Source organism: Subtercola boreus, assembly GCF_003399625.1.
Taxonomy (GTDB): Bacteria; Actinomycetota; Actinomycetes; order Actinomycetales; family Microbacteriaceae; genus Subtercola; species Subtercola boreus_C.
Genome location: NZ_NBXA01000028.1, coordinates 17,062 through 42,936 on the forward strand (window position 1 = coordinate 17,062; position 25,875 = coordinate 42,936).

General features: G+C 69.2%; 25 protein-coding genes. 12 read left to right on the top strand and 13 right to left on the bottom strand.

What is annotated here, in order from left to right; translation table 11 throughout:
- Nucleotides 1-81: 81 nt before the first annotated feature.
- Together B7R21_RS16390 and B7R21_RS16395 are read left to right on the top strand one after the other, a co-directional pair.
- The gene (locus B7R21_RS16390) at nt 82-1,110 is read left to right on the top strand and encodes a LacI family DNA-binding transcriptional regulator (protein ID WP_116284332.1); all 1,029 of its coding nucleotides are present in this window, start codon (nt 82-84) and stop codon (nt 1,108-1,110) included.
- Between the two features lie 251 nt (nt 1,111-1,361).
- A complete protein-coding gene (locus B7R21_RS16395; RefSeq protein ID WP_116284333.1) occupies nt 1,362-2,150 on the top strand; it encodes a hypothetical protein in 789 nt (262 codons plus the stop codon).
- Here the strand turns inward: B7R21_RS16395 and B7R21_RS16400 are convergent.
- From B7R21_RS16400 to B7R21_RS16430, 7 genes are all read right to left on the bottom strand, one after another.
- Complete coding sequence (locus tag B7R21_RS16400) at nt 2,123-2,821, bottom strand: response regulator (protein WP_116284334.1); 699 nt, start codon at nt 2,819-2,821, stop codon at nt 2,123-2,125. The two genes, B7R21_RS16395 and B7R21_RS16400, sit on opposite strands and share 28 nt — an antisense overlap.
- The gene (locus tag B7R21_RS16405) at nt 2,818-4,131 is read right to left on the bottom strand and encodes a sensor histidine kinase (RefSeq protein WP_116284335.1); all 1,314 of its coding nucleotides are present in this window, start codon (nt 4,129-4,131) and stop codon (nt 2,818-2,820) included. Before B7R21_RS16405 ends, B7R21_RS16400 begins: the two co-directional genes overlap by 4 nt.
- A gap of 210 nt (nt 4,132-4,341) precedes the next feature.
- On the bottom strand, nt 4,342-4,938 hold the full coding sequence (locus B7R21_RS16410) for a DUF998 domain-containing protein (protein WP_116284336.1): 597 nt from the start codon (nt 4,936-4,938) through the stop codon (nt 4,342-4,344).
- A gap of 153 nt (nt 4,939-5,091) precedes the next feature.
- On the bottom strand, nt 5,092-5,808 hold the full coding sequence (locus B7R21_RS16415; RefSeq protein WP_172592232.1) for a histidine phosphatase family protein: 717 nt from the start codon (nt 5,806-5,808) through the stop codon (nt 5,092-5,094).
- 99 nt (nt 5,809-5,907) lie between these two features.
- Nucleotides 5,908-6,738 carry a PRD domain-containing protein gene (locus B7R21_RS16420; protein ID WP_116284338.1) on the bottom strand — a complete coding sequence of 277 codons (831 nt, stop codon included), beginning with the start codon at nt 6,736-6,738 and terminating at the stop codon, nt 5,908-5,910.
- A gap of 29 nt (nt 6,739-6,767) precedes the next feature.
- On the bottom strand, nt 6,768-8,219 hold the full coding sequence (locus B7R21_RS16425) for a glycoside hydrolase family 1 protein (RefSeq protein ID WP_116284339.1): 1,452 nt from the start codon (nt 8,217-8,219) through the stop codon (nt 6,768-6,770).
- Nucleotides 8,206-10,251 (bottom strand): glucose PTS transporter subunit IIA, encoded by a 2,046-nt coding sequence (locus B7R21_RS16430; RefSeq protein ID WP_116284340.1) that lies wholly within the window; start codon nt 10,249-10,251, stop codon nt 8,206-8,208. The genes B7R21_RS16425 and B7R21_RS16430 overlap by 14 nt, the downstream gene beginning before the upstream one ends.
- A 170-nt stretch (nt 10,252-10,421) precedes the next feature.
- Here B7R21_RS16430 and B7R21_RS16435 point away from each other — a divergent pair, with 170 nt between their 5' ends.
- Entirely contained in the window at nt 10,422-11,417 is a 996-nt protein-coding gene (locus tag B7R21_RS16435; RefSeq protein ID WP_172592233.1) for a Gfo/Idh/MocA family protein, read from the top strand.
- A gap of 8 nt (nt 11,418-11,425) precedes the next feature.
- Here the strand turns inward: B7R21_RS16435 and B7R21_RS16440 are convergent, their stop codons facing one another.
- Entirely contained in the window at nt 11,426-12,073 is a 648-nt protein-coding gene (locus B7R21_RS16440; RefSeq protein ID WP_116284342.1) for a hypothetical protein, read from the bottom strand.
- 205 nt (nt 12,074-12,278) lie between these two features.
- On the opposite strand from B7R21_RS16440, the gene B7R21_RS16445 reads away from it, so the two are divergent.
- From B7R21_RS16445 to B7R21_RS16455, 3 genes are all read left to right on the top strand, one after another.
- Nucleotides 12,279-13,493, top strand: coding sequence for a HupE/UreJ family protein (locus tag B7R21_RS16445; RefSeq protein ID WP_116284343.1), 1,215 nt, complete (start codon nt 12,279-12,281; stop codon nt 13,491-13,493).
- A 152-nt stretch (nt 13,494-13,645) separates the two neighbouring features.
- Complete coding sequence (locus tag B7R21_RS16450) at nt 13,646-15,640, top strand: purple acid phosphatase family protein (protein WP_116284344.1); 1,995 nt, start codon at nt 13,646-13,648, stop codon at nt 15,638-15,640.
- 87 nt (nt 15,641-15,727) lie between these two features.
- Nucleotides 15,728-16,798: a WxL protein peptidoglycan domain-containing protein gene (locus B7R21_RS16455; RefSeq protein WP_116284345.1), complete on the top strand. Its 1,071-nt coding sequence runs from the start codon at nt 15,728-15,730 to the stop codon at nt 16,796-16,798.
- 103 nt (nt 16,799-16,901) lie between these two features.
- Here B7R21_RS16455 and B7R21_RS16460 read toward each other — a convergent pair whose 3' ends face one another.
- The gene (locus B7R21_RS16460) at nt 16,902-17,411 is read right to left on the bottom strand and encodes a MarR family winged helix-turn-helix transcriptional regulator (RefSeq protein WP_116284346.1); all 510 of its coding nucleotides are present in this window, start codon (nt 17,409-17,411) and stop codon (nt 16,902-16,904) included.
- 38 nt (nt 17,412-17,449) lie between these two features.
- On the opposite strand from B7R21_RS16460, the gene B7R21_RS16465 reads away from it, so the two are divergent.
- Nucleotides 17,450-18,424, top strand: a complete 975-nt coding sequence (locus B7R21_RS16465; protein ID WP_253259867.1) for a DMT family transporter — start codon at nt 17,450-17,452, stop codon at nt 18,422-18,424.
- On the opposite strand, the gene B7R21_RS16470 is transcribed toward B7R21_RS16465, so the two are convergent.
- Both B7R21_RS16470 and B7R21_RS16475 read right to left on the bottom strand, forming a co-directional pair.
- Entirely contained in the window at nt 18,360-18,812 is a 453-nt protein-coding gene (locus B7R21_RS16470; protein WP_116284348.1) for a hypothetical protein, read from the bottom strand. The two genes, B7R21_RS16465 and B7R21_RS16470, sit on opposite strands and share 65 nt — an antisense overlap.
- Nucleotides 18,813-18,875: 63 nt before the next feature.
- On the bottom strand, nt 18,876-21,596 hold the full coding sequence (locus tag B7R21_RS16475) for a lamin tail domain-containing protein (protein ID WP_147305932.1): 2,721 nt from the start codon (nt 21,594-21,596) through the stop codon (nt 18,876-18,878).
- 184 nt (nt 21,597-21,780) lie between these two features.
- On the opposite strand from B7R21_RS16475, the gene B7R21_RS16480 reads away from it, so the two are divergent.
- Nucleotides 21,781-22,020 (top strand): toxin, encoded by a 240-nt coding sequence (locus tag B7R21_RS16480; RefSeq protein ID WP_116284350.1) that lies wholly within the window; start codon nt 21,781-21,783, stop codon nt 22,018-22,020.
- A gap of 11 nt (nt 22,021-22,031) precedes the next feature.
- Nucleotides 22,032-22,292 (top strand): CopG family transcriptional regulator, encoded by a 261-nt coding sequence (locus tag B7R21_RS16485; protein ID WP_116284351.1) that lies wholly within the window; start codon nt 22,032-22,034, stop codon nt 22,290-22,292.
- A gap of 73 nt (nt 22,293-22,365) precedes the next feature.
- On the opposite strand, the gene B7R21_RS21000 is transcribed toward B7R21_RS16485, so the two are convergent.
- Entirely contained in the window at nt 22,366-22,812 is a 447-nt protein-coding gene (locus B7R21_RS21000; RefSeq protein ID WP_367379413.1) for a GNAT family N-acetyltransferase, read from the bottom strand.
- Between B7R21_RS21000 and B7R21_RS20250 the strand changes: the two genes are divergently transcribed.
- Together B7R21_RS20250 and B7R21_RS16495 are read left to right on the top strand one after the other, a co-directional pair.
- Nucleotides 22,763-22,912 carry a hypothetical protein gene (locus B7R21_RS20250; RefSeq protein WP_172592234.1) on the top strand — a complete coding sequence of 50 codons (150 nt, stop codon included), beginning with the start codon at nt 22,763-22,765 and terminating at the stop codon, nt 22,910-22,912. The two genes, B7R21_RS21000 and B7R21_RS20250, sit on opposite strands and share 50 nt — an antisense overlap.
- Nucleotides 22,913-22,930: 18 nt before the next feature.
- Nucleotides 22,931-23,515: a mismatch-specific DNA-glycosylase gene (locus B7R21_RS16495; RefSeq protein ID WP_116284352.1), complete on the top strand. Its 585-nt coding sequence runs from the start codon at nt 22,931-22,933 to the stop codon at nt 23,513-23,515.
- A gap of 237 nt (nt 23,516-23,752) precedes the next feature.
- Here B7R21_RS16495 and B7R21_RS16500 read toward each other — a convergent pair whose 3' ends face one another.
- Entirely contained in the window at nt 23,753-24,649 is an 897-nt protein-coding gene (locus B7R21_RS16500) for a glucose 1-dehydrogenase (protein ID WP_116284353.1), read from the bottom strand.
- Nucleotides 24,650-24,783: 134 nt separating this feature from the next.
- Between B7R21_RS16500 and B7R21_RS16505 the strand changes: the two genes are divergently transcribed.
- Nucleotides 24,784-25,797 (top strand): aldo/keto reductase, encoded by a 1,014-nt coding sequence (locus B7R21_RS16505; protein WP_116284354.1) that lies wholly within the window; start codon nt 24,784-24,786, stop codon nt 25,795-25,797.
- Nucleotides 25,798-25,875: the final 78 nt, after the last annotated feature.

The window sequence follows — 25,875 nt, forward strand, 5'->3', positions numbered from 1 at the left end:
AGTTTGTAACGATTAATTTCGTCTCAGTGTGCGACGGATCCCGTACCCTGTCCTTATCGCCCTGCTCCTGGAGGTTCATCGATGGCCCGAGAAACAGGCAGCCGCATCGGGCTTCTCGCCGTGGCGAAAGAAGCGGGCGTATCGATCGCCACCGTCTCCAATACGCTCAACCGGCCGGATGTGGTCTCTGCAGCCACCCGAGCCCGCGTGCTCGCCGTCATCGCGAAGATGGACTTCGTGCCGAACACGGCTGCCGCCTCCCTCCGGCGGGGAAGCAACCGTCTGATCGGGCTCGTGGTGCCCGACATCTCGAATCCGTTCTATTCCGAGATCGCCCGAGGGGTCACCGCCGCCGCCGACCGGCACCGCTACGGAGTGATCCTCTGCAACAGCCAGGACGACCCGGACCGGGAACTCGACCAGCTCGAGATGCTCGCCGAGCACAGGGCCGCCGGGGCGCTGGTCGTTCCCCTCACCGCAGACAACCGGCGGCTCTCCCGGTTGCGCTCCCTCGGCACGCACCTCGTTCTCATCGACCGCGAATCTCCCGACGGCTGTTCGACCTCGATCGACGACGTGCTCGGTGGCCGACTTGCCGCCCAGCACCTCCTCGAGAGCCGCGATGCGGACTTCGTGCTGGTCAACGGATCGCACTCGATCCCCCAGTGCGCCGATCGCCGCACAGGCGCTCGGGCCGCCCTGAGCGCCGCCGGGCGCGATCCGGACTCGCTGGTCGAGTACGAGGTCGACGACATGACGACCGAAGCCGGTGTGGAAATCGCAGAACGCCTGCTCGAGAAGGAACTGCCCTCCGGGGTCTTCTGCACCAACGATCTGCTCGCGATCGGCCTGATGCGCGGCCTCGCGCATCACGGGATCGCGGTTCCCGACCGTGTCGCGATAGTCGGCTACGGAGATCTCGCCCCTGCGGCAGACGCGCCCATCCCACTGACCACGGTCGACCAGCCGAAGTTCGCCCTCGGCAATGCCGCTGTTGAGATGATGCTCGCCGAGATCACCGAGAAAGACGACACCCATCGGCACTCGGCGACCGTGTTCCGGCCGACTCTGGTAGTGCGCGACTCCGCCCCCGCGCGGAAGAACAGCTAGCCAGCATCGCCTTCGCTCCGACTCGCCGCCGCGGGGCAATTCCTGCCCGGTGTGATCGCGTGTGCCAGCAGCTGCGATCTGTTCACCCGGGCCCGGTAGCGGTGGGCCTTGGTTCGGTGGAGGATCGGGGCATGGGGCGACCAGCATCGGCACAGCCAGGCGGAACCGGAGGCGGGAGCAGCGCCGAAGCGCGAGGCAGAGGCAGCGCACGGACGAGCACGGCGGCGCGGATGCACGCACGGAGGCCGCTCGTGACGCTCTCCGTTCTGCTGCTGGCCGCGGGGGCGCTGCAGGCGGTCGCCGCGACGATCAGGTGGGCCCCGTGCATCCGGGATCTCGGTGGGATGGAATGTGCGCTGATCCAGAACCATACGTTCGACTACAAGATTGTCAGCCAACCGTTCGAGGCGATCCCCGTCGCCGTTCCCCTGGCCGGTATCTCGTCGTTGCTCCTGGCGGCCTTCTGGTTCTTCGGAGCGAGGTCGTTGCCGGCCCTGCAGAGCCGGAGCGCCTCCGTCACACGGATCTTCTGCATCGGGGCCGCAGCCGTCTTCGCGCTGGTCGGTGTGAGCCAGCTGCTCGCCGCCGCGAGCGGAAGCGCCTTCGGGGTCGCCGGTTACGCGGTGGGCCTCGTGGTCTGGTTCGCAGCAACGGCGGTGCCGATCACCGCCTCCGCACTGCTCATCGCGACGTCGACGGGAGTGCGCGTACGTATCGCTTGGGGCGTGCCGCTGCTGGCGACACTCGCCGGCGACCAGCTCGTCGAATATGTGCTGCTGGAACCGATCAATCCGTCGTACGACTCACCGCCCGGAGTCGGCTACCCGGGCGCAGTGGGCTTGGTGCTCGCAGGGATCGCCTTCGCCGTCGCCGCGTACACGGCCGCACGCAGCCGCACCGCCGCACCCGCACCCGCACCCGGGCCCGCCGACCCGGCATCCGGCCCCCGCGACCCGGCGATCGCGCCGGCGATCGACCCTGCCGACCCGGCAGCCGGCCAACCCCGCCCGGCTCAGAGCCTCAGCAACCCGTTCTCATAGGCGAAGACGACGATCTGCACGCGGCTCTGCAGGGCGAGCTTCGACAGGATGCTGCGGATGTGCGTCTTGGCCGTCGTCTCGCTGATGAACGCCGACGCCGCGATGTCGCCGTTGCTGAGGCCGGTGGCGGCGAGCAGGAAGATCTCCTGTTCGCGCGGGGTGAGGGGTGCCAGGGCGTCAAGCGGGGCGGGGCCGGGTGCTGGTCGGCGGCCCGGCCCGGACGGCGGTGCAGCCCCGAACTCCCGCACGAGCGCGAGTGTCGCAGCGGGTGAGGCGACAGCATTCCCCGCGTGGACGGTGCGGATGGTCTCCAGCACCGACTCCGGCGACGCATCCTTGGTGAGGAACGCGCTCGCCCCGTGCTTCATTGCCTCGAACACCGCCTCCTCCCGCTGGAACGTGGTCAGCACGATGACGCGCGGCAGGGCCCCATCCGGAGCGCCGCCGGACCCCCGCGTGATGCGGTGCGTCGCCTCGATGCCGCCCATCACGGGCATCCGGATGTCCATCAGCACCACATCGGGGCGCAGATCCTCGACCAGTCGCACGGCTTCTGCCCCGTCGCCGGCCGAGCCGACGAGTTCGAGGTCGGGCTGGGATTCGATGAGCATCCGGATGCCGTAGACGAACAGTCGCTGGTCATCGACGACCAGCACGCGGATCGGGCTCACGCGGCCTCCTCCCCCGGCGCCTGAGATGCCTGCGACGCGGCGGGGATGTAGGCGGTCACGATATAGTCGGTGTCGTCGCCACCACTCGCACCGTCGCCCGGGCCAGCCGTGAGCCAGCCGCCGGCGAGCCGGGCTCGATCCGTCATCCCCCGCAGCCCGAACCCCGGCCGGGCATCCAGTGCCCCACCTGCCGAGCTTTCAGACGCCCCGCCTGCCGACACGGGGGATGCCGCGGCCGCCGACCCCGGAGGCACGCCGTCGCCGGCGCTCGTGATGGCGAGCGCGAGCCCGGGGCCCTCCCAGGTGAGGGTGACCACGGCGGCTGGATGCGCACCGCTGTGCCTCAGCGCGTTCGTGAGACTCTCCTGCACGATGCGGTAGACGGCCAGCTCCTGGCTGGGGGTGAGCGGGCGCGGGTCCCCGAATGCCTGCACCTCGACGGGCATGCCTGCCGCCGTGAGCCGGGCGGTGAGCGCGGGCAGATCCTCGAGGCCGGGCTGCGGACGATCGGGCAGCTCGTCGCGGAGCCCCTCGATCAGCCCGCGGAGGTCGCCGAGGGCGGTGCGCGCGGTGTCGGCGATCTCCCGCAGAGCGAGGTCGGTCGTCTCGGGCCTCGTCTCCCGGAGGAAGCGCGACCCGTCGGCCACGGCGACGACGACAGCGAGCGAATGGGCGAGCACGTCGTGCACCTCCTGTGCGATGCGCGCACGCTCCTTGACGCCCTGCAGCTCGAAGGCCGCCAGCGTCAGTTCGGCCTCTGCCTCGTCGAGGAGCCTGCGGTCGTCACGGCGGCGGGCGCTGACCGTCATCGCGAAGCCGGCGGTCCAGGCTGCGGCGCAGAACACCGCGCCCACCACGGCGAGCGTGATCGCGTAGCGCAGGTATTCGCCGGGAGACGACCGCAGCCCTCCCCCGGCCCAGCCCAGCCAGTCGCCGGTGAAGACCAGCAGGAAGCCGACGAGCACAGCGTGCAGCACCACGATGAGCAGGCCTGCCCAGCGCACGCGCGGTGAGGCGTGGGCTGCGACCACGAAGGCGACGAGGATGCTCGCCCCAGCGATCTGCCAGGTCGTCGACTGCGGCCGTTCGAGCAGCCCGGCGGCCTGGGCCAGCGGCACCACGAGCAGGATCCCGAGCGCGATACGGGGGAACTCCCGGGCGATGCCGATGGCGAGGGCATACGCCGCGAGGGCGATGTAGAACGAGATGGCGTGGATGCGGCCCGCTTCGGCCATGATCCAGAGCACCAGGAAGACGACCGCGATGGCGGGGAGGATGGCGGGGCGCAGGAGCTTCAGCGGGGCGGGCATGTCTTCACGCTAGGGGTCTGCGCGCCCCGCACCCAGCCCGGCGGCCGGATCTCATCCCCCCGGACGATCCCCCCGCGCCGCCGAGCAGCCCGCTAGCAGCCTGCGAGCCGGAAGCGCGCCCCTTTGGGTCAACAGCGCGTGCGCGCGCAGGGGCGGATGACCCAAATCGGCGCGGAACGAGAGCGACGGGCGGCGAGGGGGCGGGGCGCGTCAGCGCGCCAGCACGGCGACGGCCACCACCGTCATCCAGAGCAGGACGGCGGCGTAGAGCAGCCGCTCGGCCAGCCCGAACACGGGGCGCGCGGCCGGCGCGACGACGGTGGCGACCACGAAGGCCGCGAGCGCCGCCATCGCCCACGCGAGCGCGCTGGAGGGGCCGGCGATCGGTCCGAAGACGGGATCCCCCGCGAACGAGGCGCTGCACAGGAACGCGGCCACCGTCGCCGACGCGAAGAAGAGCGTCGCCAGCACGGTGTGCGCGCGGCCCGTTCCTGTGCGCGGGGTCCCGGGCGCATCCGTCGGCGCCCAACTGATGACGAGGAGCACCACGCCGAACAGCAGCAGGAAGAGGAACGCGGGGAGGTTCGGCACAGCCAGGTAGAAGGTGATGGCGACACCGAGGGCGATGGCCGCGACCCCGAGCGCGACGGTGGCGACCCGGTAACCGCCGCGGAGCGCCGAGATGCCGTATTCGCTGACGGCCGCGGTGATCGGGCTCAGCCCCGTGCGGCCCAGGTGCAGGAAGACGAGCGCTGCGAGGGCGACCGCCACACCGACGAGGGCAACGATCGCAGCGAGGAACGCCATCGGTGCCCTCCCTCGACTCGCGGATGACCGTGGGGCCGTACTCGGAACGACCCGCTCATCCCCTCGACCGGTCGCTTCACCCCCGATTCTAGGGGCCGGGCACGTTCGGGCGGGGTCGTCGCCACGCCGCGGCTCCGCCGGCGGGCCGGAGGGTCAGGCCACCGGAGCAGCCCCCGGCAGCACCAGTGCGGGGAACGACTCATCCAGAAGCGCACAGCTCGCGTCGAGCTCGCCGAGCGTGGCCCGCCCGCCCGAGATCGTCACCGTCGTCACCCCGCAGTTCGGGTAGCCGGGACTGATCCGGGCCCCGGGCGCGAGCAGCGGCGCGAGCGACTGCAGCACGGCACCGTGGGCGACGACCAGTACGTCGCCACTGGTTGCGGCGCCGAGGATGGCCGCGACCGCGTCGCGCATCCGGGAGTTCACGGCGGCGGCATCCTCCGCCATCCCCGATGTGTCCGTCGACGCAATGAGGTCGATCACGGTGTCGGGACCTTCAACGGTGAGCTGGTCCCAGTGGCCGGCTGTTCCGTAGACGTAGCCGTGCGCCTCGAAGATCGGCGTCCAGAGGGAGGGGTTCGGCTGGCCCTCCCAGCCGCCGAAGTTCCATTCGCGGAGGGCGGGCATCCATTCGGGCACGAGGTGCGGATGCCCGGCCAGGGCCCCCGCGGTGGTGGTGCGCGTGCGGGTGAGGTCGCTCGAGAAGGCGGCGACGAGCGGGAGCCCTGCGAAGTACTCACCGAGCGCCTCGACCTGGCGCAGACCGCGCGGGGTCAGAGGCGAGTCGCACCAGCCCTGGAGCTGGCGCCGCACGTTGAAGAGGGTCTCGGCGTGACGCACGAGGTGGATGCGGAGGGCGCTGTCGGTCATGGAGCTCCGGGAGGTCGGGAGGTGGTCGAGAGGCATGGTGGTCGGGACGCGATCGGGTGGTCGGGAGGTGGTCGAGCGGTCAGGTGGTCGGGAACCGGTTCAGTCGGCGACGACCCGCGCGATGTGCAGGGCGAGGAAGGCGATCTCCTCGTTCGGCAGGGTCTGGTCGTACTCCTGCTGCACCAGCGCCCGCACGCGCTCGGCCGCGAGAACGGCCGACGGGTAGCGGGCACTGAGGTTGGTGAAGAGGAAGTCGTCGTCGCTGGTGGCCAGTCGCCCCGCGAAGAAGCGTTGGGCGAAGTACTGCAGGTGCGCGACGAACCGCGCCCCGTGCAGGTCGTCGAAATGCAGTTGCACGCCGGTCGAGTGCGTGACGATGGTCGCCACCTGGCTCACCAGCTGCACGACGCGCACCGAGTCGACCCCTGCGTTCCCGACCTCGGCGTTCACCAGGTGGAAGGCGACGTTCGCCGCCTCCTCCGGGGGCAGCTGCACCCCGAAACGCTCGAGCAGCAGGGAGACGGCCTGCTCGCCGATCGCATACTCCCGCGGATAGATCGTGCGCACCTCCCACGCGAGGCGGTTCACGGTCACGAGCCCCTTGCGCTGGCGTTCGACCGCGAAGTGCAGGTGGTCTGTGAGCGTGAGGTAGATGTGCGGGTCGAGTTCGAAACCGGCCTCCTCGGCCAGCTCAACGATCGAGTGCGTGAGGTCGGCGTATTCGGCCGGCACTTCGGCGAGCAGTTGCACGAGATTCGACTGGTCGCGCTCGGGCAGCGAGACGAAGACCTGGTGCGCCGCATCCGGAGCGACCAGCTCGCCGGGCTTCCGGCCGTAGCCGATGCCCTTGCCGAGCACGACCCGCTCCACGCCGTGCTCATCGACGACGAGCACGACGCTGGAGTTCAGGACCTTCTTGATGCTCTGCATGGGTATCTCCGTCGACACCCGCGGGGGAATCACGACAGGTCGGCTCCGTTCGATGCAATGACCTTCTGGTACCAGAAGAACGAGTCCTTCCGGCGACGCTCCATTGTCCCACGCCCGAGATCGTCCATATCGACGTGGATGAAGCCGTAGCGCTTCGTGATCTGGGAGGTGGATGCACTGATGAAGTCGATCGGCGACCAGCTGGTGTAGCCCAGAAGCTCCACCCCTTCATCCACAGCCTTGATCATCTCCTCGAAGTGCGCGCGGAAGTAGTCGATGCGGTACGGGTCGTGGATGCGGCCCTCCTCCGTCACCTCGTCGCGCATTCCGAGCCCGTTCTCGACGATGAACAGCGGCTTGCCGTAGCGGTCGTAGAGGTCGATGAGCGAGACGCGGAGGCCGACCGGGTCGATCTGCCAGCCCCACTCGCTCGACTCCAGGAACGGGTTCTTCACTCCCAGGATCGTGTTGCCGGGGGTGCGCTCGGCATCCGGCCGCACCGACTCGGTCATCGACATGTAGTAGCTGAAGCTGATGAAGTCGACGGGGTACTCGGCCAGCAGCTCCGCGTCGCCGTCTTCGAACGGGATCGTGACCCCGCGTCGTTCGAGCAGGTTCAGCGCGAGTCGCGGGTAGGCGCCGCCCGCCTGCACGTCGGTGCAGAGGTAGAGCAGGCGCTCCTTCTCCTGCGTCGCCACGACGTCGTCCGGATGGCACGTGTTGGGGTAGGTCGTCAGCATCGTGAGCATGCAGCCGAGCTTCGACTCGGGCCACATCTCCTTCAGCATCTTCGTCGCCGAGGCCGACGCGATGAACTGGTGGTGCAGCGCCGTGTAGCAGGCCTCCTCGAAGTCGCCCTCGACGGTCTCCTCGATCAGCCCGCCCGAGGTGAACGGGTGGCGGATGATGCCGTCGATCTCGTTGAAGCTCAGCCAGTAGGTGATCAGGTGACCGAAGCGCTCGTAACAGGTCTTCACGAAGCGCTCGAAGAGACCGATCGTGGAGCGGTCGAGCCAGCAGTTGTTCTTCAGAGCCAGCGCGAGGGGCGGGTCGTAGTGCGAGAGCGTCACGAGCGGTTCGATGCCGAGTCGGCGCATCTCCGTGAAGAACCCGAGGTAGAAGGCGATGCCCTCCTCGTTCGGCTCGAGCTCCTCTCCCGTCGGGTAGAGGCGCGTCCAGGCGATCGAGACCCGCAGCGTCTGGAAGCCCATCTCGGCGAACAGCGCCAGGTCTTCGGGGTAGCGGTGGTAGAAGTCGATACCGCGCCGCTTCGGGTAGTACACCTCGTCGTCGTCCGCCATCGCCGCCGTGATGCTCTCGACCGTGTTGTGGTGATGGATCGCGTAGAGCTTCGGATCGGCTTCGGGCCGGTACCTGTTCACGTCTGTGACGGCGGGGCCACGGCCCCCTTCCTTCCAGGCGCCCTCGGCCTGGTTCGCGGCGATGGCGCCGCCCCACATGAATCCGTCAGGCAACGCCATTGGCGAGCTCCTTCTCCGTGATCTGGACGAGAGGCTCGCCCGCTGTGATGGTGCCGGCTGTGTTCAGGCCTGTGCTCGCGGCTGCGCTCGCGGCGACGGCGAACCGGTCGGAGTTCGTGACGACGACGGGGGTGGTGGTGTCGTAGCCCGCCGCCTCGATGGCGGCGAGGTCGGCCTCGATGACCAGCTGGCCCGCTTCGACGCGGTCGCCCTGGGCGACGTGGGTGGTGAAGTGCTGGCCGTTCAGCTTCATGGTGTCGATGCCGACGTGCACGAGCACCTCGACGCCGCCGTCGGAAGTGATGCCGATGGCGTGCCTGGAGGTGAGCAGCGAGGTGACGACTCCGGCGATGGGGGCGCGCACGCTTCCCGAGGTCGGCCGGATGGCCACACCGTTGCCGAGGATGCCGCCCGCGAACACCGGGTCGTCCACATCGGCGAGCGGGATGAGCGTGCCGGTCAGCGGCGCGATGAGGCCGTAGTGGCCGGGGCCTGCCGACCGAGACGGTGCTGCCTCGACATCCGGAGCCGAAGCGCCGTGCGTCTGGAGCCTGTGTCCGGAGCCCCCCAGCGACTCGGCGGCGATCTCGGCCGGAAAGTCCTCGTCGGCCAGACCCTCGGCAGCGTCTTCGAGTTCCTTCCTGATGGTCGGCGAGGTCGAGTCCTTCCAGAGGACAGCCGAGATCACGAAGGCGACGGCGACCGAGATGAGCCCGCCGATCGCGGCGTTCAGGATGTTCATCGGGTTCGCGGCATCCACGAACATCGTGAAGCTCGCGAGCCCCGGGCCGACGACCGCGAAAGCGGCCACGACAGTGAGGCCGAGGTAGGCGCCGCCGGCGAATGCACCGGCCATCACGGAGAGGAGCACCTTGCGGTTCTGGAGCGTGACACCGTAGAGCGCGGGTTCGGTGATGCCGAAGATCGCAGACACACCGGCCGAGATGGCGGTGGCGCGCAGGCGACTGCTGCTGGTGCGGATGGCGACCGCGAAGCACGCGCCGGCCTCCGCCGCGTTGTGGCCGAGGGAGGCGACGAGGTAGAACGAGTCACGGCCGGTGGCCGCCATCGTGGCGATCGTCGGAGGGATGAACGCCTTGTGCATGCCGACGGCGATGATGAACGGCAGGAGCGCTGCGAGAACGGCGACGGCAACCCAGCCGAGCAGGCTGTAGAGGCCGATCATCGCGCCGGTGAGGAGTGAGCCGAGCCAGAAGCCGACCGGGCCGAGCACCAGCATGAGGAGCGGACCGACGATCAGATAGCACATCAGGGGCACGAAGAACACGCGGATCGGGCCGGGAGAAATCCTCGTGAAGAAGCGTTCGAGCGGCCAGAGCAGCAACACGGCGAGGATCGACGGGAAGACCTGCGAGGCATACGCGACCGCCTGCACCGTGATGCCGAAGAGAGCCGCGCCGCCCTCGGCATTGATGAGGGCGCTGAAGTTCGCGAACAGCAGGAACGAGACGACACCGAGCGCGAGCGGCCGATTGACGTTCAGCTTCTTGGCCGTCGTGTAGGCGATGAGCAGGGGAAGGAACGCGAACACCGCGTCGGGGATGACCGCCAGCAGCTTGTAGTTCTGCGAGTCGGCGGGCAGCCAGCCGAGTGCCGCGGCACCGACGAGCAGCGACTTGAAGATGCCCGCGCCGGCGATGGCCGGAACGATGGGCGAGAAGATGCTGACGACGAAGTCCATCAGGATGCCGCCGGTGCGGCGCCAGGTGAGAGGCCGGCGTGCGCGGTTCGCCGCGTCGCCCTGTGCCCTGACGCCCTGTGCCCTGCCGCCGCGCTCACGTTCGACCGCGTTGAAGACGCCGACGACGCCGTTGCCGATGACGACCTGCGTCTGGGCACCGCTCTGCACGGCGCTCAGCACGCCGGGCAGCTTCTTGAGGGCGCCGAGGTCGGCCTTCGCGTCGTCGATGAGCGTGAACCGCAGCCGTGTGCTGCAGTGCGTGAGGCCGGCGATGTTCGCGGCGCCTCCGACGCCGGCGATGATCGCCTTCGCGTCTTCCTGGGTGGCCATGGGAGTCCTTCCTTGGATTCTTCGGTCCGGGGTGATTCGGGCACAAAAAAAGGACCCGATCGTCGACTCTCGCCTGACGTTCGGATCCTGCCTGCGTGACCAGTTACATGTCCTGAAAGGCACGATAGCACACGCCCGACCCGGGGCACATCGTGCTAGAGATGGGGACCATGAGTGCAGAGCGACAGGCCGGACTCGGCTGGGGAGTGATCGGCGCGGGCAGGATCGCGAGCGTCTTCGTGGCGGATGCGTCGGCGGCGGGCATCCGGTTCGCCGCTGTCGGTGCACGCGACGCCGGGCGGTCAAGGGCCTTCGCCGACCGCTTCGACATCGCCCGGGCACACGGCTCGTACGAGGCGCTCTGCGCGGATCCGAACGTCGACGTGGTGTACATCGCGACCCCGCAGGCCTTCCACGCCGAGCAGGCGCTGCTGGCGATCGCGGCCGGCAAGCACGTGCTCGTCGAGAAGGCGTTCACCGTGGACGCGGCATCCGCCCGCCGCGTGTTCGCTGCCGCCCGCGAGGCCGGCGTGTTCGTGATGGAGGCGCTCTGGACGCGGTTCACCCCCACGATGACCGCGGTGCGGGAGCGCATCGCCCGGGGTGACATCGGCACTGTGCGCGCGATCACGACGGCGCACCACCAGCGGCTCGACCTCTCCCCGACCGGGCGGCACGGTGACCCCGCGCTCGCCGGCGGAGCGCTGCTCGACCTCGGGGTCTACGCCTTCGCGCTCGCGGTCGACGTGCTGGGAACGCCGCGCTCGATCGCCTCGACGGGGCGGGTGGATGCTGCGGGCGTCGATCTCGGCCTGCAGGTGCATCTCGGCTACCCCGACGCGGTTGCCACACTCTCGTTCTCGATGGAGCACCCCGGCCCGAACGATGCGTCGATCATGGGCGACGAGGGCTGGATCCATCTCGACGCCCCGTACTTCGCGTGGACGTCGTTCCAGCGCCACGACGCCTCCCGGCCCACCCGGCTCGTCGAGTCATGGGAGCCATATGCCGCCAGCGGCATGGAAGATTCCCGAGGTATGCAGTTCCAGGCACTCGAACTCGAGCGCGCGGTCGCGGCGGGCCTGACCGAATCGACGCTGATGCCGCACGCGCACACCCTCGCCGTGCTCGAGGCGATGGATGCGGCCCGCGCCCAGCTCGACTGATTCAGGGCTCAGTCGACCCAGAGCACCACGCCGGTCTGGCCGTGGAGCACGGAGGCGACACCCGCGCGAAGGGCCCGCTCGCTGCGCTCCGGAGTGAAGGTCGCCGCGTCGTACTCGGAGGCTGCTCCGAGCCCGACACCGCGGAACGACGCGCCGGTCCAGTCGACGGCAGTGACGTTCTCTGTGGGCTCGGCGATCTCGGCCCCGACAATCAGGAAGTCCTGTTCGAGGTGGCTCGGCGTCACGACCGCAAGAGCATCGACGAGGTCGTTGCCGGCGCTCACCACCAGGTCGGGCTTCATCTCCAACGCCTGAACGATTCCGCCGACGTGGTCGTCGCCGGCCGAGACGGTGCGGAGTTCCACGTTCTCGGCCGTCGCCCAGGACTCGACGGCCGAGACGAGCGTGCGGGTGGGGTCGTCGCCGCCGGCGGTGACCAACACGACCCGGAGACCGTTCGACGGATGCACGTCGTCCCACGATCCCGCCTTCGGCTGCACCGTCGCCTCGGGGCTGGGTGAGGATTCGGGCAGGAACCCCGCCCCGACAGCTCCCACGAGGGTCGGGGCGGGATGCGGCTCTGCCCAGCTGTCGCCGGGGGCGCAGCCGGAGAGAAGCGCAGAACCACCGCTCGCGAGAACGAGGACAGTGAGCATTCGGGCGCGGAATCGCAAAGGGGCATCCGTCTCGGATCGGGCCCGGCCGGGGCGGGCCGGGGGGCGTGGTCGCGTGCTTCCATATCCTCGGTCACTCCAGTGACGTGGATGCGCCATCCGGCCCAGAGTTCCCCGTTCGTTGGCCGTCGGTCCTCACTCCGTTCACCGGTTCACGACAGCCTCCCTAGCTGACCCAAGGAGAACCATGTCCACCCGGATCCACCGCGCCCTTCTGGCGCTCCCGCTCGTCGCACTGGCTTTCGCACCCGCGTTCGGTGCGGCCTCGTCGGCATCGGCCCACGGCTTCTCCTCCGTCGCCTACATCGACGTCAGCTCGGCAGAACAGGGTGTTGTCCGAACCGAACTCCAGCTGGAATACGACCTGCTGGTGGTCTCCGCCGCGGACGCGGAGCACGACAACGACCTGTTCCTGGCGGGCACGGATGCCTTCGAGAATGGCGACGAGACGACCCGACCTGCCGTGCTCGCGAACCACGAGGCATCCCTCGCCGCCTACTTGGCCAGCCATCTCACCGTGACGGCCGGAGGCGAGACCTGCACCCCGACTCTCGCCGGCGACATCACGGAGACACTCCAGCAGGGCGTTCCCTACGCCAAGATCATCCTCGACCAGGCGTGCGCCCCGACAAGCCAGGGGCACATCGTCACGAGCACCCTGTTCGGGGACTCGGAGGGCTACGTCACCGGCACGAAGACGATCCTCACCTACGACATCGACGAACGCTCGGGAACCGCTGCGCTCGACGCGAACCAGCCCTCCTTCTCGACCGAGCAGAGCACCGGCGAGCGGTTCTGGGAGTTCTTCCACCTCGGCGCCGAGCACCTGCTCTCCGGCATCGACCACATCCTCTTCCTGCTGGCGCTCATCGCGGGATCGCGGAAGTTCCGCGAGGTCATCTTCGCCGCGACGACGTTCACACTCGCGCACTCCGTCACGTTCATCCTCGCCGCCACCGGCGTGATCTCGGTCTCGGCCCGCATCATCGAACCGATCATCGCCCTCTCGATCGCCGTCGTGGCCTCGTGGTACCTCTGGCGGCTCTGGCGGCGGGGGGATGCCGCGAACGAGCTCGATTCGTCGAGCGGGCCGCTCGGGCTCGACCGGGCCGGCTGGCTGCGACTCGGGGTGGTGTTCCTGTTCGGACTGGTGCACGGTCTCGGGTTCGCGTCGGCACTCGGGATCGACGAACCCTGGTCGTGGACCCTCCTCTGGTCGCTGCTCGTCTTCAACCTCGGGATCGAGGCGGTGCAGGTCGCGATCATCGCCGCACTGTTCCCGCTGCTCGCACTGCTGCGCCGCCGCCGGCCGCGGATCGGGTTGTGGGCAACGGGGGCCCTTGCGGTCGCGGTTTCTGTGTTCGGGCTCATCTGGTTCGTCGAACGCCTCCTGGACCTGTGAGAAAGCCGCGCCGTTCGTGTGAATCGGCTCAGAACATTCGCACTCGATCAACTACCCCAGAGACATCCGTTCAACCGCCGTTCACTCCGCGCCGAGAGCGTGAGGCAGTCAACCTGTTCCCCTCACGGGAACCCCAAGAGAACGGACGACTCATGTCCTCCCCCACAGCATTCACAGCAGGGCGGCGGCGCACCCGCTACCGCGCTGCCGTGATCCTGACCGCCGCAGCCCTCGTGGGCTGCGTCTCGGTCGGCAGCGGCTTCGCTGCCCCCTCCGCTTCAGCGGCCGAGACCGCGAACCTCACCGGGGTCATCCTCGGAGTCGGTGCGAGCGAATCACAGCGCATCGTGTCCTGGTACTCCTCGGCCGACACCAGCCAGCAGGTGCAGCTCGCGCCGACCTCGGCGATCGTCGCGGGCGCATTCCCGGCGGGCGCCCAGACGTTCGCAGCCATCGGCGCGGCGAACATCGCGACCAGCGGCGGCTACAACCGCCACGCCACCATCACAGGGCTCAGCGAGAACACGACGTACTCGTACCGGGTCGGTTCGGAAGGCAACTGGTCCGCGGCCTACAGCTTCAAGACGCAGAGCTTCGACGGCAACTACGACTTCCTGTTCCTCGGCGACCCGCAGATCGGTTCGTCGGGCAACGTGGCGAAGGATGGCGCGGGCTGGGCCGACACGCTCGCCGTCGCCACCGCCGCCAACCCGAACGCGGAACTGCTCGTCTCGGGCGGCGACCAGGTCGAGACCGCGAACACCGAGGCGCAGTGGGACTCGTTCCTCGCGCCCGACCAGCTGCGCCAGGTTCCCTACGCAGCGACGATCGGAAACCACGACGTCGGCGGCAAGGCCTACGAGCAGCACCTCTCCACCCCGAACACCGACCGGTCATCCGCCTACTACTCCAACGGCAACCCCGCGTCGAACACCTCGGGTGGCGACTACTGGTACATCTACAAAGACGTTCTGTTCATCGACCTGAACAGCAACAGCTACTCGACCGCACAGGGCGGTGGCGGAAATGCCGCGCACGTCGGCTACGTCACCGACGTGGTCACCCAGCACGGCGCAGAGGCGAAGTACACGGTTCTCGTCTACCACCACTCGATCTACTCCGCGGCCGACCACGCGAAGGACAGCGACAACAAGGTGCGCCGCGTCGACTTCCCGACGACCTTCTCCAACCTCGGCGTCGACCTCGTTCTGCAGGGACACGACCACGTCTACACCCGCAGCTATGAGATCAAGAACGGCATCAAGGCGAACCCGGCGGAACAGCCCGGCGCGAACGATGTGTTCCCCGGCCCCGGCGGCGTCATCTATGTGACGGCGAACAGCTCCTCCGGCTCGAAGTACTACGACATCACGGCTCCCGACACCTCCGGCACCACGGGTGCCGGCAACGGCGCCGATCCGCTGAATCCGTCGAACTACTGGTACGACTCCGTTGAGAACCAGGAGCACGTGCGCTCGTACGTCAAGGTGCAGGTGCAGTCCGACCAGCTCGTCGTGCAGAACGTGCGCTCCGGCACGTGCGCCGCGCCGAACGCTGCCGTCGAGCTCGGCAAGGTCGCGTGGTGTGGCCCGAACAGCGGCGCGACTGCCGCACAGCCCGTGGGTTCCGTCACCGACTCGGTCACGATCCACGCGAACCACGGCAGCGGCGAGGACATCCAGGTGACGGTTCCCACCGCCGCCCCGGGTGAATTCGGCTGGACGATCGACGGCGGCAACCGCCTCGTCGACCTCGGCACCGCGACCGAGGTGAACGGCCAGTACTTCCAGGCCGCCGGCTCGATCAACCCGATCGTCGTCTCCGACACCCGTCACACGCAGTCGCCGTGGTCGATCTCCGCATCGGTCGGCGACTTCCGCGACGGCACCGCCACCTTCTCGGGCAAGAACCTCGGCTGGACGCCGAAGATCGTCACCGCCGGGGCGGGTGCGACCGCTGGAGTCGCCATCCAGTCCGGCTACAACGGTGGCGACGGCCTCTCGGTCTCCCGCGGCCTCGGCTCGGCGACCCAGGGCCACGCCCGCGGAACCGCCTCGCTCGGCGCCGACCTCGACCTGAAGATCCCGGGCTCCGTCGACAAGGGAAGCTACCGCGCGACCCTGACGCTGACCGCGCTCAGCAGCTAGGCAGCAGCACCTGAACGGCCCCGGCGGGGTGTGCGCCTGATGGCTCGCACCCCGCCGGGCATTCGCTCTTAACCCCTCAAGGACATCATGAACGTGCACAGATCAGCCCGCTTCCCCCTCTCCACGGTGGCGTTCGCGGTGGCGGTCGCCATCCTCTCCCTCGTCGGTGTCATCGGGATGCCCGCCGGGGTCGCCCACGCCGAGGGGGATGATGTGACGTGGACGGTGCGCACGGCATCCAACCAGTTCGGCGCAGAGCGCACGGGCTACAACTACGCGATCACCCCGGGCGCCTCGGTCGCCGATGCCCTGGTGGTGGCGAACCACGGTGACACCGCCGTCGACCTCGAGGTGTACGCCGCCGATGGATACACCACCGAGAGCGGCCAGTTCGACCTCGTCGTGGCCGGAACGGAGTCCGTCGGCGTGGGCGCCTGGGTCGCGGGCGGCACCGACCACATCACGGTCGCGCCCGGCGAGACCACCGAGTTCCCCTTCACCCTCGCGGTGCCCGCCAACGCGACTCCCGGCGACTACTCGGGAGGCATTGTCACCTCGCTGACGCAGCCCGGCGCCGAGAACGGCATCTCTGTCGACCGCCGGCTCGGCATCAAGATCACCCTCCGCGTGGGCGGCGACCTGGCACCAGCCCTCGCCGTGGAGAACATGCACGTCGACTGGAACGGCGGCCTCAACCCGTTCGCCGGCGGCGACGCGACGATCGGCTACACGCTGCACAACACCGGCAACGCGGTTCTCTCGGCCCAGCAGTCGGCCTCGGTGGCGGGACCGTTCGGCTGGTTCGGTGCGTCCGCCGGTGCGCTGGATGCTCCCCCGCAGCTGCTCCCCGGCGAGAGCTGGAACGTGTCGGTGCCGGTGCCGGGCGTCCCCGCATCGTTCTGGCTGGGCGCGTCGGCGAGCATCGTCCCTGTGGTGATCGACGCGTCAGGTTCGACGACCGACCTCGACCCGGTGACTGCATCGGCGTCGGGCTGGGCGGTGCCGTGGATGCTGCTGCTGATCATCCTCGTGCTCGCCGCGCTGATCGTGCTCGGGGTGCGCCTCCGACGCCGCCGTGCGGCTTCGCGCCTCGCCGCGGAAGACGCGCGCGTGCAGGCCGCGGTCGCCTCGGCGCTCGAGTCGTCGCGCACCGCCTGAGGCCATCGAGTGGGCAGTTCGGTCCCGTGAATCGGATCGTGAGGGCCTGAACTGCCCACTCGATCCGGAGGTGGGGGGCGGGAGGCGGGGAGGGGGCGGCGGGTCAGGCGCGGTCGGGCCCGGGGCGCTCGAAGGCGGCGAGCCAGCCGGCGAGCAGCGCCTCGAGGGCGGGGCGCTCGGCCGCCGGAACGAGGTCGACGAGCCGGCGCTCGTTCGCCATGTGCTCCGTGAACGCCTCGTCGATCACCGCACGCCCGCGGGCGGTGAGTGCCACCACGCGCCGCCGCCCGTCTCCCTCAGCCACACGGCGCACCACGAGGCCCGCGGCCACGAGCCGATCGACACGTTTCGTCATCGCCCCGGTCGTCACCATCGTGTGTTCGGCGAGCTCACCCGGCGCCCGTTCGAAGGGCTCGCCCGCACGCCGCAGGGCCGCGAGCACGTCGAACTCGCCCTCCCCCAGGCCGTGCCGCTCGTACACGACGGTCAGCTCGGCCGTGAGGTGCGCGGCGAGCCGGTGCAGCCGGCCGATCACCCCCTGCGGTGACACGTCGAGGTCGGGGCGCTCGCGCCGCCATTCCGCCTGGATGCCTGAAACCCGATCCCTGTGCACACTCGACTATAACTTCCGAGGAAGCTATAGTCGCTTCCATGGAAGATACCGGCCTTCGGATGACCTCCCGCCCCGTCGCCTGGCGGTGGTTGCTCATCACCGCCATCGCGCCGATCGCGTGGGGCTCGAACTACTATGTGACGCGCCAGTTCCTGCCGCTCGATCATCCGCTCTGGGGCGCCGTGCTTCGTGCCCTGCCCGCCGGAGTGCTGCTGCTCGCTCTGGCCCGATCCCGTCCGCACGGATCGTGGTGGTGGAAGTCTGTCGTACTCGGCACGCTCAACGTGGGCGCGTTCTTCGTGCTGGTCTACCTCGCGTCCAAGCTCCTTCCGTCGAGCATCGCGTCCACCATCATGGCGACGTCCGCGGCGGTGCTCATGCTGGTCGCGTGGCCGCTGCTGCGGGACCGGCCGACCCTCTTCCCGCTGCTCGGCGCCCTGGTCGGATTCATCGGGGTCGGCACGATGCTGCTCGGCGGCACCGCGTCCATCGAACCCGCCGGAGTGCTCGCGTCCCTCGCAGCGATGCTGCTGTCGTCATTCGGTTTCGTGCTCACGAAGAAATGGGCTGTCGCACAGAAGACCCTGGCGATCACTTCCTGGCAGTTGATCGCCGGCGGGCTGATGGTGCTGCCCTTCGCGCTTATCGTCGAGGGGGCTCCCCCCGCGATCGACGGCACCGCGGCCCTCGCCTTCGGCTACGTCACCGTGGTCGCCACGGCGCTCGCCTTCGTCGCGTGGTTCACGGGGCTCCGCCACCTGCCGGCCGGCACCGTCGGCCTGGTGGGGCTGCTCAACCCGGTCACCGGCGTGCTGCTCGGCACACTGCTGGCCGCCGAGCCCTTCGGCCCTCGCCAGGCGATCGGCACCGGGCTGGTCGTCGCCGGGGTGCTGCTCGGCCAGCGCCGGCGCCCGCTGAGGCCATCGAGTGGGCGGGGCGGGGGGCGGGTCAGCCCGCCGACACCGGCACGGCGAACGAGATCGTCACTCCGCCGACCGTCGCCGACCCCGTGACGGTGCCGTACGCGGCGACGATCACCAGCGGGAAGGCGTAGCCGTCGGTGATCGTGTACGACGCCAGCGTGGGGCTCGAGTAGCCTTCGCCATCCGGATCGAACGACACCACGCTGGTGTCATTCAGGGTGACCGTCAGCACTCCGCTCGCCAAGGGTGCGCCGTTCTCGGAGACCGTGAAGACCAGCGGGACCGAGTCACCGATACCGGCCTCGATCGGGTCAGGCGGAGTGATCGTCGCTGCAGCGCCCGACGCGGCCAACGCTGGCACGCCGACGGCGAGAGCGATGACCGGCATGCTCCAGACCGCCGTGCGCATCACCGCGCGACGGCTGGGCGACCATCCGTTCGCGAGGTCATCAGGGTCGGTCGACGGCTCGTTGTGCATGATTTCTCTCTTCTGGTGTGTCGGGTGCTCCGATGGCGAGACGGTGCCGCCGCGGTGACGACGTCAGTTCGCCGAGGCGGCCGCGTACGGCACAGCGAGGCTGCGCTGGCCGGCATCACCCGTTAGCACGACGGTGGCCGACCCGGCCGCCACCGCTGCCACGTATGTCTTGAAGGTCTGCGTGACAGTGGCGCCGGGCGCGACGGCCGTGAAGGTCTTCGTTCCGTAGGTCGACTTCAGCAGCACTGTGACCGGTACCGTCGAGGTGTTCGTCGCCGTCACCGTGAGCGAGACCCTGCCCGCCACGACAGCCGTCGACGCCGCCACCGTTGCCGTGAGGGCGGCGGCCGGTGCAGCGACGGTGATCGTCGGCAGCGCGATCGTCGTCGACCCCGAGCGCGCGGCCGTCAGCACGACCGAGCCGGGAGCTGTTCCGACGACGACCGGCGCCAGGGCGATTCCGGCCGAGTTCGTGACGACACTGGTCGAGGTCGCCCCGCCCACGAACGTGCCCGGGCCGGTGATCCGGAAGGCGATCTTGAGACCGACCACCGGATTGAGGTTCGCATCGACCAGCCGCGCGCCGAGGCCAGAGACGGTGCCGCTCGGCTCGATGGTGCGAGCGACGCCCTGCGGTTGCAGGGTGAGGATGCCCGCGGGGGCGGTCGCGGAGGCCGAGAGCGTCTGCACCGAGCTGACGACCCCCGCGACATCCGTTGCCCGGTAGCGCACGGCGTGGGCACTGCCGTCGAGCACCACCGGAGCGCTGTAGAGGGACCACGCGGTGGCTGTGTCGAGCTGGTACTCGATGGTGGCGACGCCCGATCCGGAGTCCGTCGCCGACAGCGTGAGCGTGCGACCCGCAAGCGCCGCCGAGACCACCGGTGGCGTCGTGTCGGGGATGACGGTGCAGTTCACCGTGCCGCTTCGGAGCGCGGAGCCCTGGTCGTTCGTGTCGTCCGACCAGAAGACCGGCTTCTGTCCGGCCACGCACTCGGCCTGCGGTGCGAGCGCGAAACCCTCGTTGTTGTAGTTCGGCATGCCGGTCGGTCGGTCATAGACGTGGGTCACCGCGAAGTGACCCTTGTTCGTGCCCGACTGTGCGATCTCGAGGATCGCCGACTGCCCGTTGCAGGTGTCGTCGCAGACTGCCCAGAAGCGGCTCGACTCCTGTTCGAACTCGAGATCCATCACGCCCGTGAAGCCGCTGGCGATCGTGGCGACGCGGGTGTACCCGCCGGTCACCTGGTTGAGGGCGTAGGCGTAGACCGCACCGTTCGCTTCGAGCCCGACGAAGAAGAGCCCGTTGCCGTGATCGGCATAGGTCGCGGGGTTGTAGGCGGCTCCGGTCTTCTCGTCGACGAAGCCCTTCGAGGTGAGGAAGGAGTCGGAGATCCACGAGATGGCCTCGAGACCGCTGTTGGGCGCCACGGCCGGCAGGTCGGCGGTGAGATTCCACTCCATAGTGGCGTTCAGGCTGGTTGCGCCGCTGGTCGCTGCGCCTGTCGCGTCGAACTTCAGCACCGAGGGGCGGCTGACCGAGCTGACGCTGTTGTTGCGCTCGGTCGACACGAAGGCGCCGCCCGAGGGGCCCGCGCCGGTGAAGGTCACACCCTCGGCATCCGGATCGCCCGTACCGTCGGCGTAGTGCAGCGACTTGCCAGCCGCGAAGGCTCCCGTGCCGGAGGTGTCGGAGACCCACGCGCTGCCGTTGTACTTCAGCTTGTAGAGCGTGCTCGGACCGTTCTTCACGGCCCACAGGGTTCCGCGGGCGCTGGTGCCCGACGGGTCGTAGGCGAGGCCGCTCAGGTTGCCGCCGATTGCGCCGTTCTGGTCTGCGGTGGCGATGGATGCCGCACCCGGCCACGCTTCGGCCGTGGGGCCGGTCGGCGTGGTGGGGGTGGTCGGCGTGGCCGGGCCGCAGTCGTTGGCCGCGCCCTTGGTCGACGTCGTGGTCGCCTGGAACGCACCGGTGCCGTCGGGGCAGCGTCCGTAGGTCGTGCTGGCGTGAGCCGTCCAGGTGTAGGAGTCGATGAGTGTCGTGCCGTTCGGCGCGAAGAACCGGGCCGAGTCGGATGCGCCCAAACCGTACGCGGTCTCCACGTCGAGCGCGAGGTACCCCTTCGCGGCGATGCTCGTGCCCGAGGGGATGGTGAAGACGTGCGTGTCGTCGTTGTCCTTGATGATGTAGCCCGCGACATCCAGAGCCACCGCCGAGGTGTTCACGAGCTCGGCCCAGTCGCCCGGCGTGCCGCCGCTGGACTCGACCTCGTTGATCTTCACGGAGGTGGCCACAGTCGGGGCAGGCGGCGTGCAGCTGTTCGCGGCACCCTTCGTCGAGGCGAGGGTCGTGGTGAAGGTGCCGGTGCCGTCGGGGCAGCGGCCGTACGTCGGGTTTGCGTGCGACGTCCAGGTGTACGAGTCGACGAGGGTCGTGCCGTCGGGCGCGAAGAGCCGGGCGGAGTCGGATGCGCCCAGGCCGAAGGCGGTCTCCACATCGAGCGCGAGGAATCCGTTCGCCGCAATTGTGGTGTTCGCGGCGATCGTGAACACGTGCGTGTCGTCGTTGTCCTTCACGATGTAGCCCGACAGGTCCACGGGGGTCGCGGCGGTGTTCGCAAGCTCCACCCAGTCGCCCGGCGTGCCGCCGCTGGACTCGACCTCGTTGATCTTCACGCTGCTCGAGACGGGGGCAGCGGTCGCGGTCTGGAGTCCGACGAACGGCGACGCCAGAACGGCAGCGGCAAGAACGATCCCGACAGGGAAACGCCAACGGGCAGGCACGATGCTTCTCACTTCCTCGGGAGGCGCGCGGTCGCTCTCCCCACGCAGAGCATCCCGGTTCCGGGCATCCGGCACCTTGACGCCCGGTGAACGGCCGGTGCCGCACGCCTGAGGCGGCGTGCCGATTCCTCAGCCATCAAAGGAAAGCTTCACCAGCCAACGCTTTTCGTAATACGATAATCAGGTGAAGGTGCACCACTCAGCATTGAAACACGGAATTGAGCCGGCGGACTCGATCGCAGCCGCAACCGGCGGTCTCTTCTCCATCGACCTTGAAGAAGGCAATCCGAGTAGGCAACTCCGGCTGGGGTTCGACACCACCGGGCAGCTGCTTGAGCTGGTTGTCCTCACATTCGACAACCAACGCGAACTCATCATCCACTCGATGAAAGCGCGCAAGGCCTATTACGATTTACTGGACTGAAGGTGAGGAACATGGCAGACAACTCGATCAACGGCGAGCCGGTCTCAGACGCCCAGCTTCAGAAGTGGGCAGATGAAGCCGAAATCGGCTACGACACAACAGACCTGAAACGCCGCGGTCGACCCCGCATGGGGAGCTCGGTGGCTCACGTGACAACCATTCGGCTCGACCCGGAGCTCGAGTCGGCGCTCGAGCAACGAGCCGCGGCTGAGCACGTGAGCCGAAGCGAAGTCATTCGTCACGCCCTTCGCGAATGGCTCAAAAGCGCCTGACGGACACCCACAACGCTCCCCCGCCTCCGCAAAACAAGAGGGGAGCGCCCGGGGGCGCTGCGGGTGGCGGGGGTCAGCGCGTGAGGAGGGCGGCGCGCTCCGGATGCCCGTCGAACCACTGCCCGACGTACCAGCACATCGGCACCACGCGATAGGTCGTGTTCTGTTCCACGTCGTCGACGGCGTAGGTGACGACCTCGTTCGCGTAACCCCTGCCGCGGAGCTTCGGGTCGGTGAAGGTGTGGTTGAACGAGATGGTGTTGTCACGCAGCACGTAGTCCGCCGCGCTCACGAGGGCGCCATCGACGCGCAGCGAGTATCGGTGCCGCTCGGTGTCGTGCAGGAGTTCGCGTGCCATGAGTTCAGAATACGTCCGGATGCCCGGGCTGATCATCCAGCGCACGTCCAGCATTCTCACTGAGTGCTCATAGGGACTGCACCCACGATGGGACAAAACCGAGGAGGACACGATGAACAGGTACCTGACGAAGATCCGCCCCGCTCTCGGAGCGCTCGGCATCGTGCTGTCGGTGGTGGTCGGCTACAACACGTGGGCGCAGATCGATGCGGCGAACGGCGACCACACAGGCAACAGCCACTGGGCCCAGAGCGCCGACTGACCGGCGTATCGTGCAGGGATGAAGCTCAGCCGCGCCCAGCTGGCCGCCTTCCACGGCGGCACCCTCCCCGACCTCGCCGGGCCAGGCGTCCGCCTCCTGTTCGTCGGCATCAACCCGGGGCTCCGGGCTGTCGCCGTAAAGGCGCCCTTCGGCGGAGGGAGCAACCGGTTCTACCCGGCCCTCTTCCGCGCGGGAATCGTCGACCACCGCATCGACGCCAGCGACGGACTGCTGCCGGATGACCGGACCCACCTCGAAGCGCGTGGCATCGGCATCACGAGCCTGGTGGCTACGGCATCCGCCCGGGCGGACGAACTCTCGCACGAAGCTCTTGTGGCCGGAGCCGTCGATCTCGAACGACGGGTGCGGATGATTGCACCCACCGTGGTCGCGATGCTCGGTGTCACGGCCTACCGTGCCGCCTTCGGGCGCCCCCGTGCGACGCCGGGGCTCCAGCCAGAGCCGCTCGGCGGGGTGCCGCTCTGGGTCGTGCCGAACCCGAGCGGACTGAATGCGCACGAGACGGCGGAGTCGCTCGGGGCCGCGTACCGCGAGGTCGCGGTGGCGGCGGGCATCCCGGTCTACGACCCGCCGCGCGCCTGACGGCGCCCGCCCCGCACCTCCATCGAGTGGGCGATTCGGGCCCAAAACACGCGGCTATGGGGCCGAAACTGCCCCCTCGATGGGAGTCGCCCGGCGGGCAGCCCGCCTTGCCCGTCCGCCCCGCTCGCCCCGCCCCGCTCGCCCGCGCCGCACCCTGATCGAGAGGGCAGTTCGGGCCCCAAAAAGCATGAATACAGGGCCCAAACTGCCCACTCGATGGGAGGGGGGGGGAGCTGGCTACGGCGTCGGCATGCCGCCATTCACGTGCAGCGTCTCTCCGACGACGTAGCTCGACTCGCCCGACGCGAGGAACACATAGGCCGGCGCCAGCTCCGACGGCTGGCCCCAGCGGCCGAGCGGCGTCTGCTCGCCGACCGTCGGCAGCTCCTGGGTGGGCTGGCCACCCGCGGTCTGCAGCGGAGTCCAGATCGGGCCGGGCGCAACGACGTTCACGCGGATGCCCTTCGGCGCGAGCTGCTGCGAGAGCGCCTTCGAGAACGTGTTGATCGCGGCCTTCGTCGAGGCGTAGTCCACGAGGGTCTCCGAGGGCGAGTACGCCTGGATCGACGACGTGTTGATGATGCTGGAACCCGGCGCGAGGTGCGGGAGCGCGGCCTTCGTGATCCAGAACATCGCATAGACGTTCGTCTTGTACGTCTCGTCGAACTGCTCGTCGGAGAGTTCGAGCAGGTCTTCGACGAACTGCTGCTTTCCAGCGTTGTTCACCAAAATGTCGAGCCCGCCGAGGGCGGCGACGGCGTCGGCGACGAGGCTCCGGCTGAACTCGGCGCTCGTGATGTCACCCGCGAAACCCGCGCCCTTCTGCCCGGCCTCGTCGATCAGGGCGAGAATACGGTCGGCGTCCTCCTGCTCCTCGGGCAGGAACGAGATCGCGACGTCGGCGCCTTCGCGCGCGAACGCGATCGCGACAGCCGCGCCGATCCCCGAATCGCCTCCCGTGACGAGCGCCTTGCGACCGGCGAGCCGTCCGCTGCCGCGGTAGGTCTTCTCTCCGCGGTCGGCACGGTCGTCGAGTTCGGAGTCGAGCCCGGCGCCTTCCTGGTACTGCGCAGACGGGGTGATGTCGGCGAACATCTTCGAGGGATCCTGGAACGTGTACTGGTCATCGGTCATGCTTCGACGCTACGCGGGCGGCGGCGGGGGCAGCGGGGGGTTGCGCTTTCGCACATCTCCCCGACAGTTCGGTCCCGGATGCCCGGATGCACCCAGTGGGAGCGAGAGGCGGCAGCGCGGGTAGGGTCGGAGGCATGAGCGACAACGCCTCCCGCCTCGGACTCGGGCTCGCCGCCATCGGCCGCCCCGCGTACATCACGGTCGGGCGGGGAGACGATCTGGGCGCCGGCACCGAGAGGTCGGTCGACGTGATGCGCAGCCGCGCGCACCGACTGCTCGAGGGGGCGTGGATGCTCGGCATCCGCTATTTCGACGCCGCGCGGTCGTACGGGCACGCCGAACAGTTCCTCGGATCCTGGCTCGCCGAACATCCGGAACGCCGCGACGAACTCACGATCGGCTCGAAGTGGGGCTACGAATACGTGGGCGGCTGGCGCATGGACGCGGCCGTGCAGGAACGCAAGGAGCACAGCCTCCGGATGCTCGAGGCACAGTGGCCAGAGACGCTCGACGCGCTCGGCGGGTCGCCCGACGTGTACCTCGTGCACTCGCTCACGCCCGACAGCTCTGCCCTCGCGGACAGTGCACTGCTCGACCGTCTGCGCGAGATCGCGGCGGCCGGGGTGCGGGTCGGGTTCTCGACGAGCGGACCGAGCCAGTCCGCGGTGATCGACGCCGCCCTCGCCATGCCGGATTCGCCCTTCAGCGCGGTGCAGTGCACGTGGAACCTGCTGGAACAGTCCGCGGGGGCTGCCCTCGCCCGGGCGAACGACGCGAAGTGGCTCGTGGTGGTGAAGGAGGCGCTGGCGAACGGGCGCCTGACGGCGCGCGGTGCGGACGGCGCGGACGGCGCGGATGGCGGCGACGCGGGCGCGGGGGGTGCGGGTGCGGCGGGTGAGGTGCACGGCGGCGAGCGCGCGGCGGCGGCACTGGCTGCATCCGACGGCCAGCCGCTCGCCGGGTTCGCGCTCGGGGCGGCGCTCGCGCATCCGTGGGCCGACATCGTGCTCACCGGGGCCGTCACCGGAGCGCAGTTGCGCGAGAACCTCGACGCCGGGCCGCCACGCTCAGACGACGACGCCCTGGCCGCGCTTGCGGAGCCGCCCGGGCAGTACTGGGCGGAACGCACCGCGCGCGCCTGGACCTGACCCTCTGGGCCGGAACCGGCCGGAAGGGCGTGACACCGGCTCACCTTCGGGAGTAGCCTCGGCCGCGGAGGCCCTGCT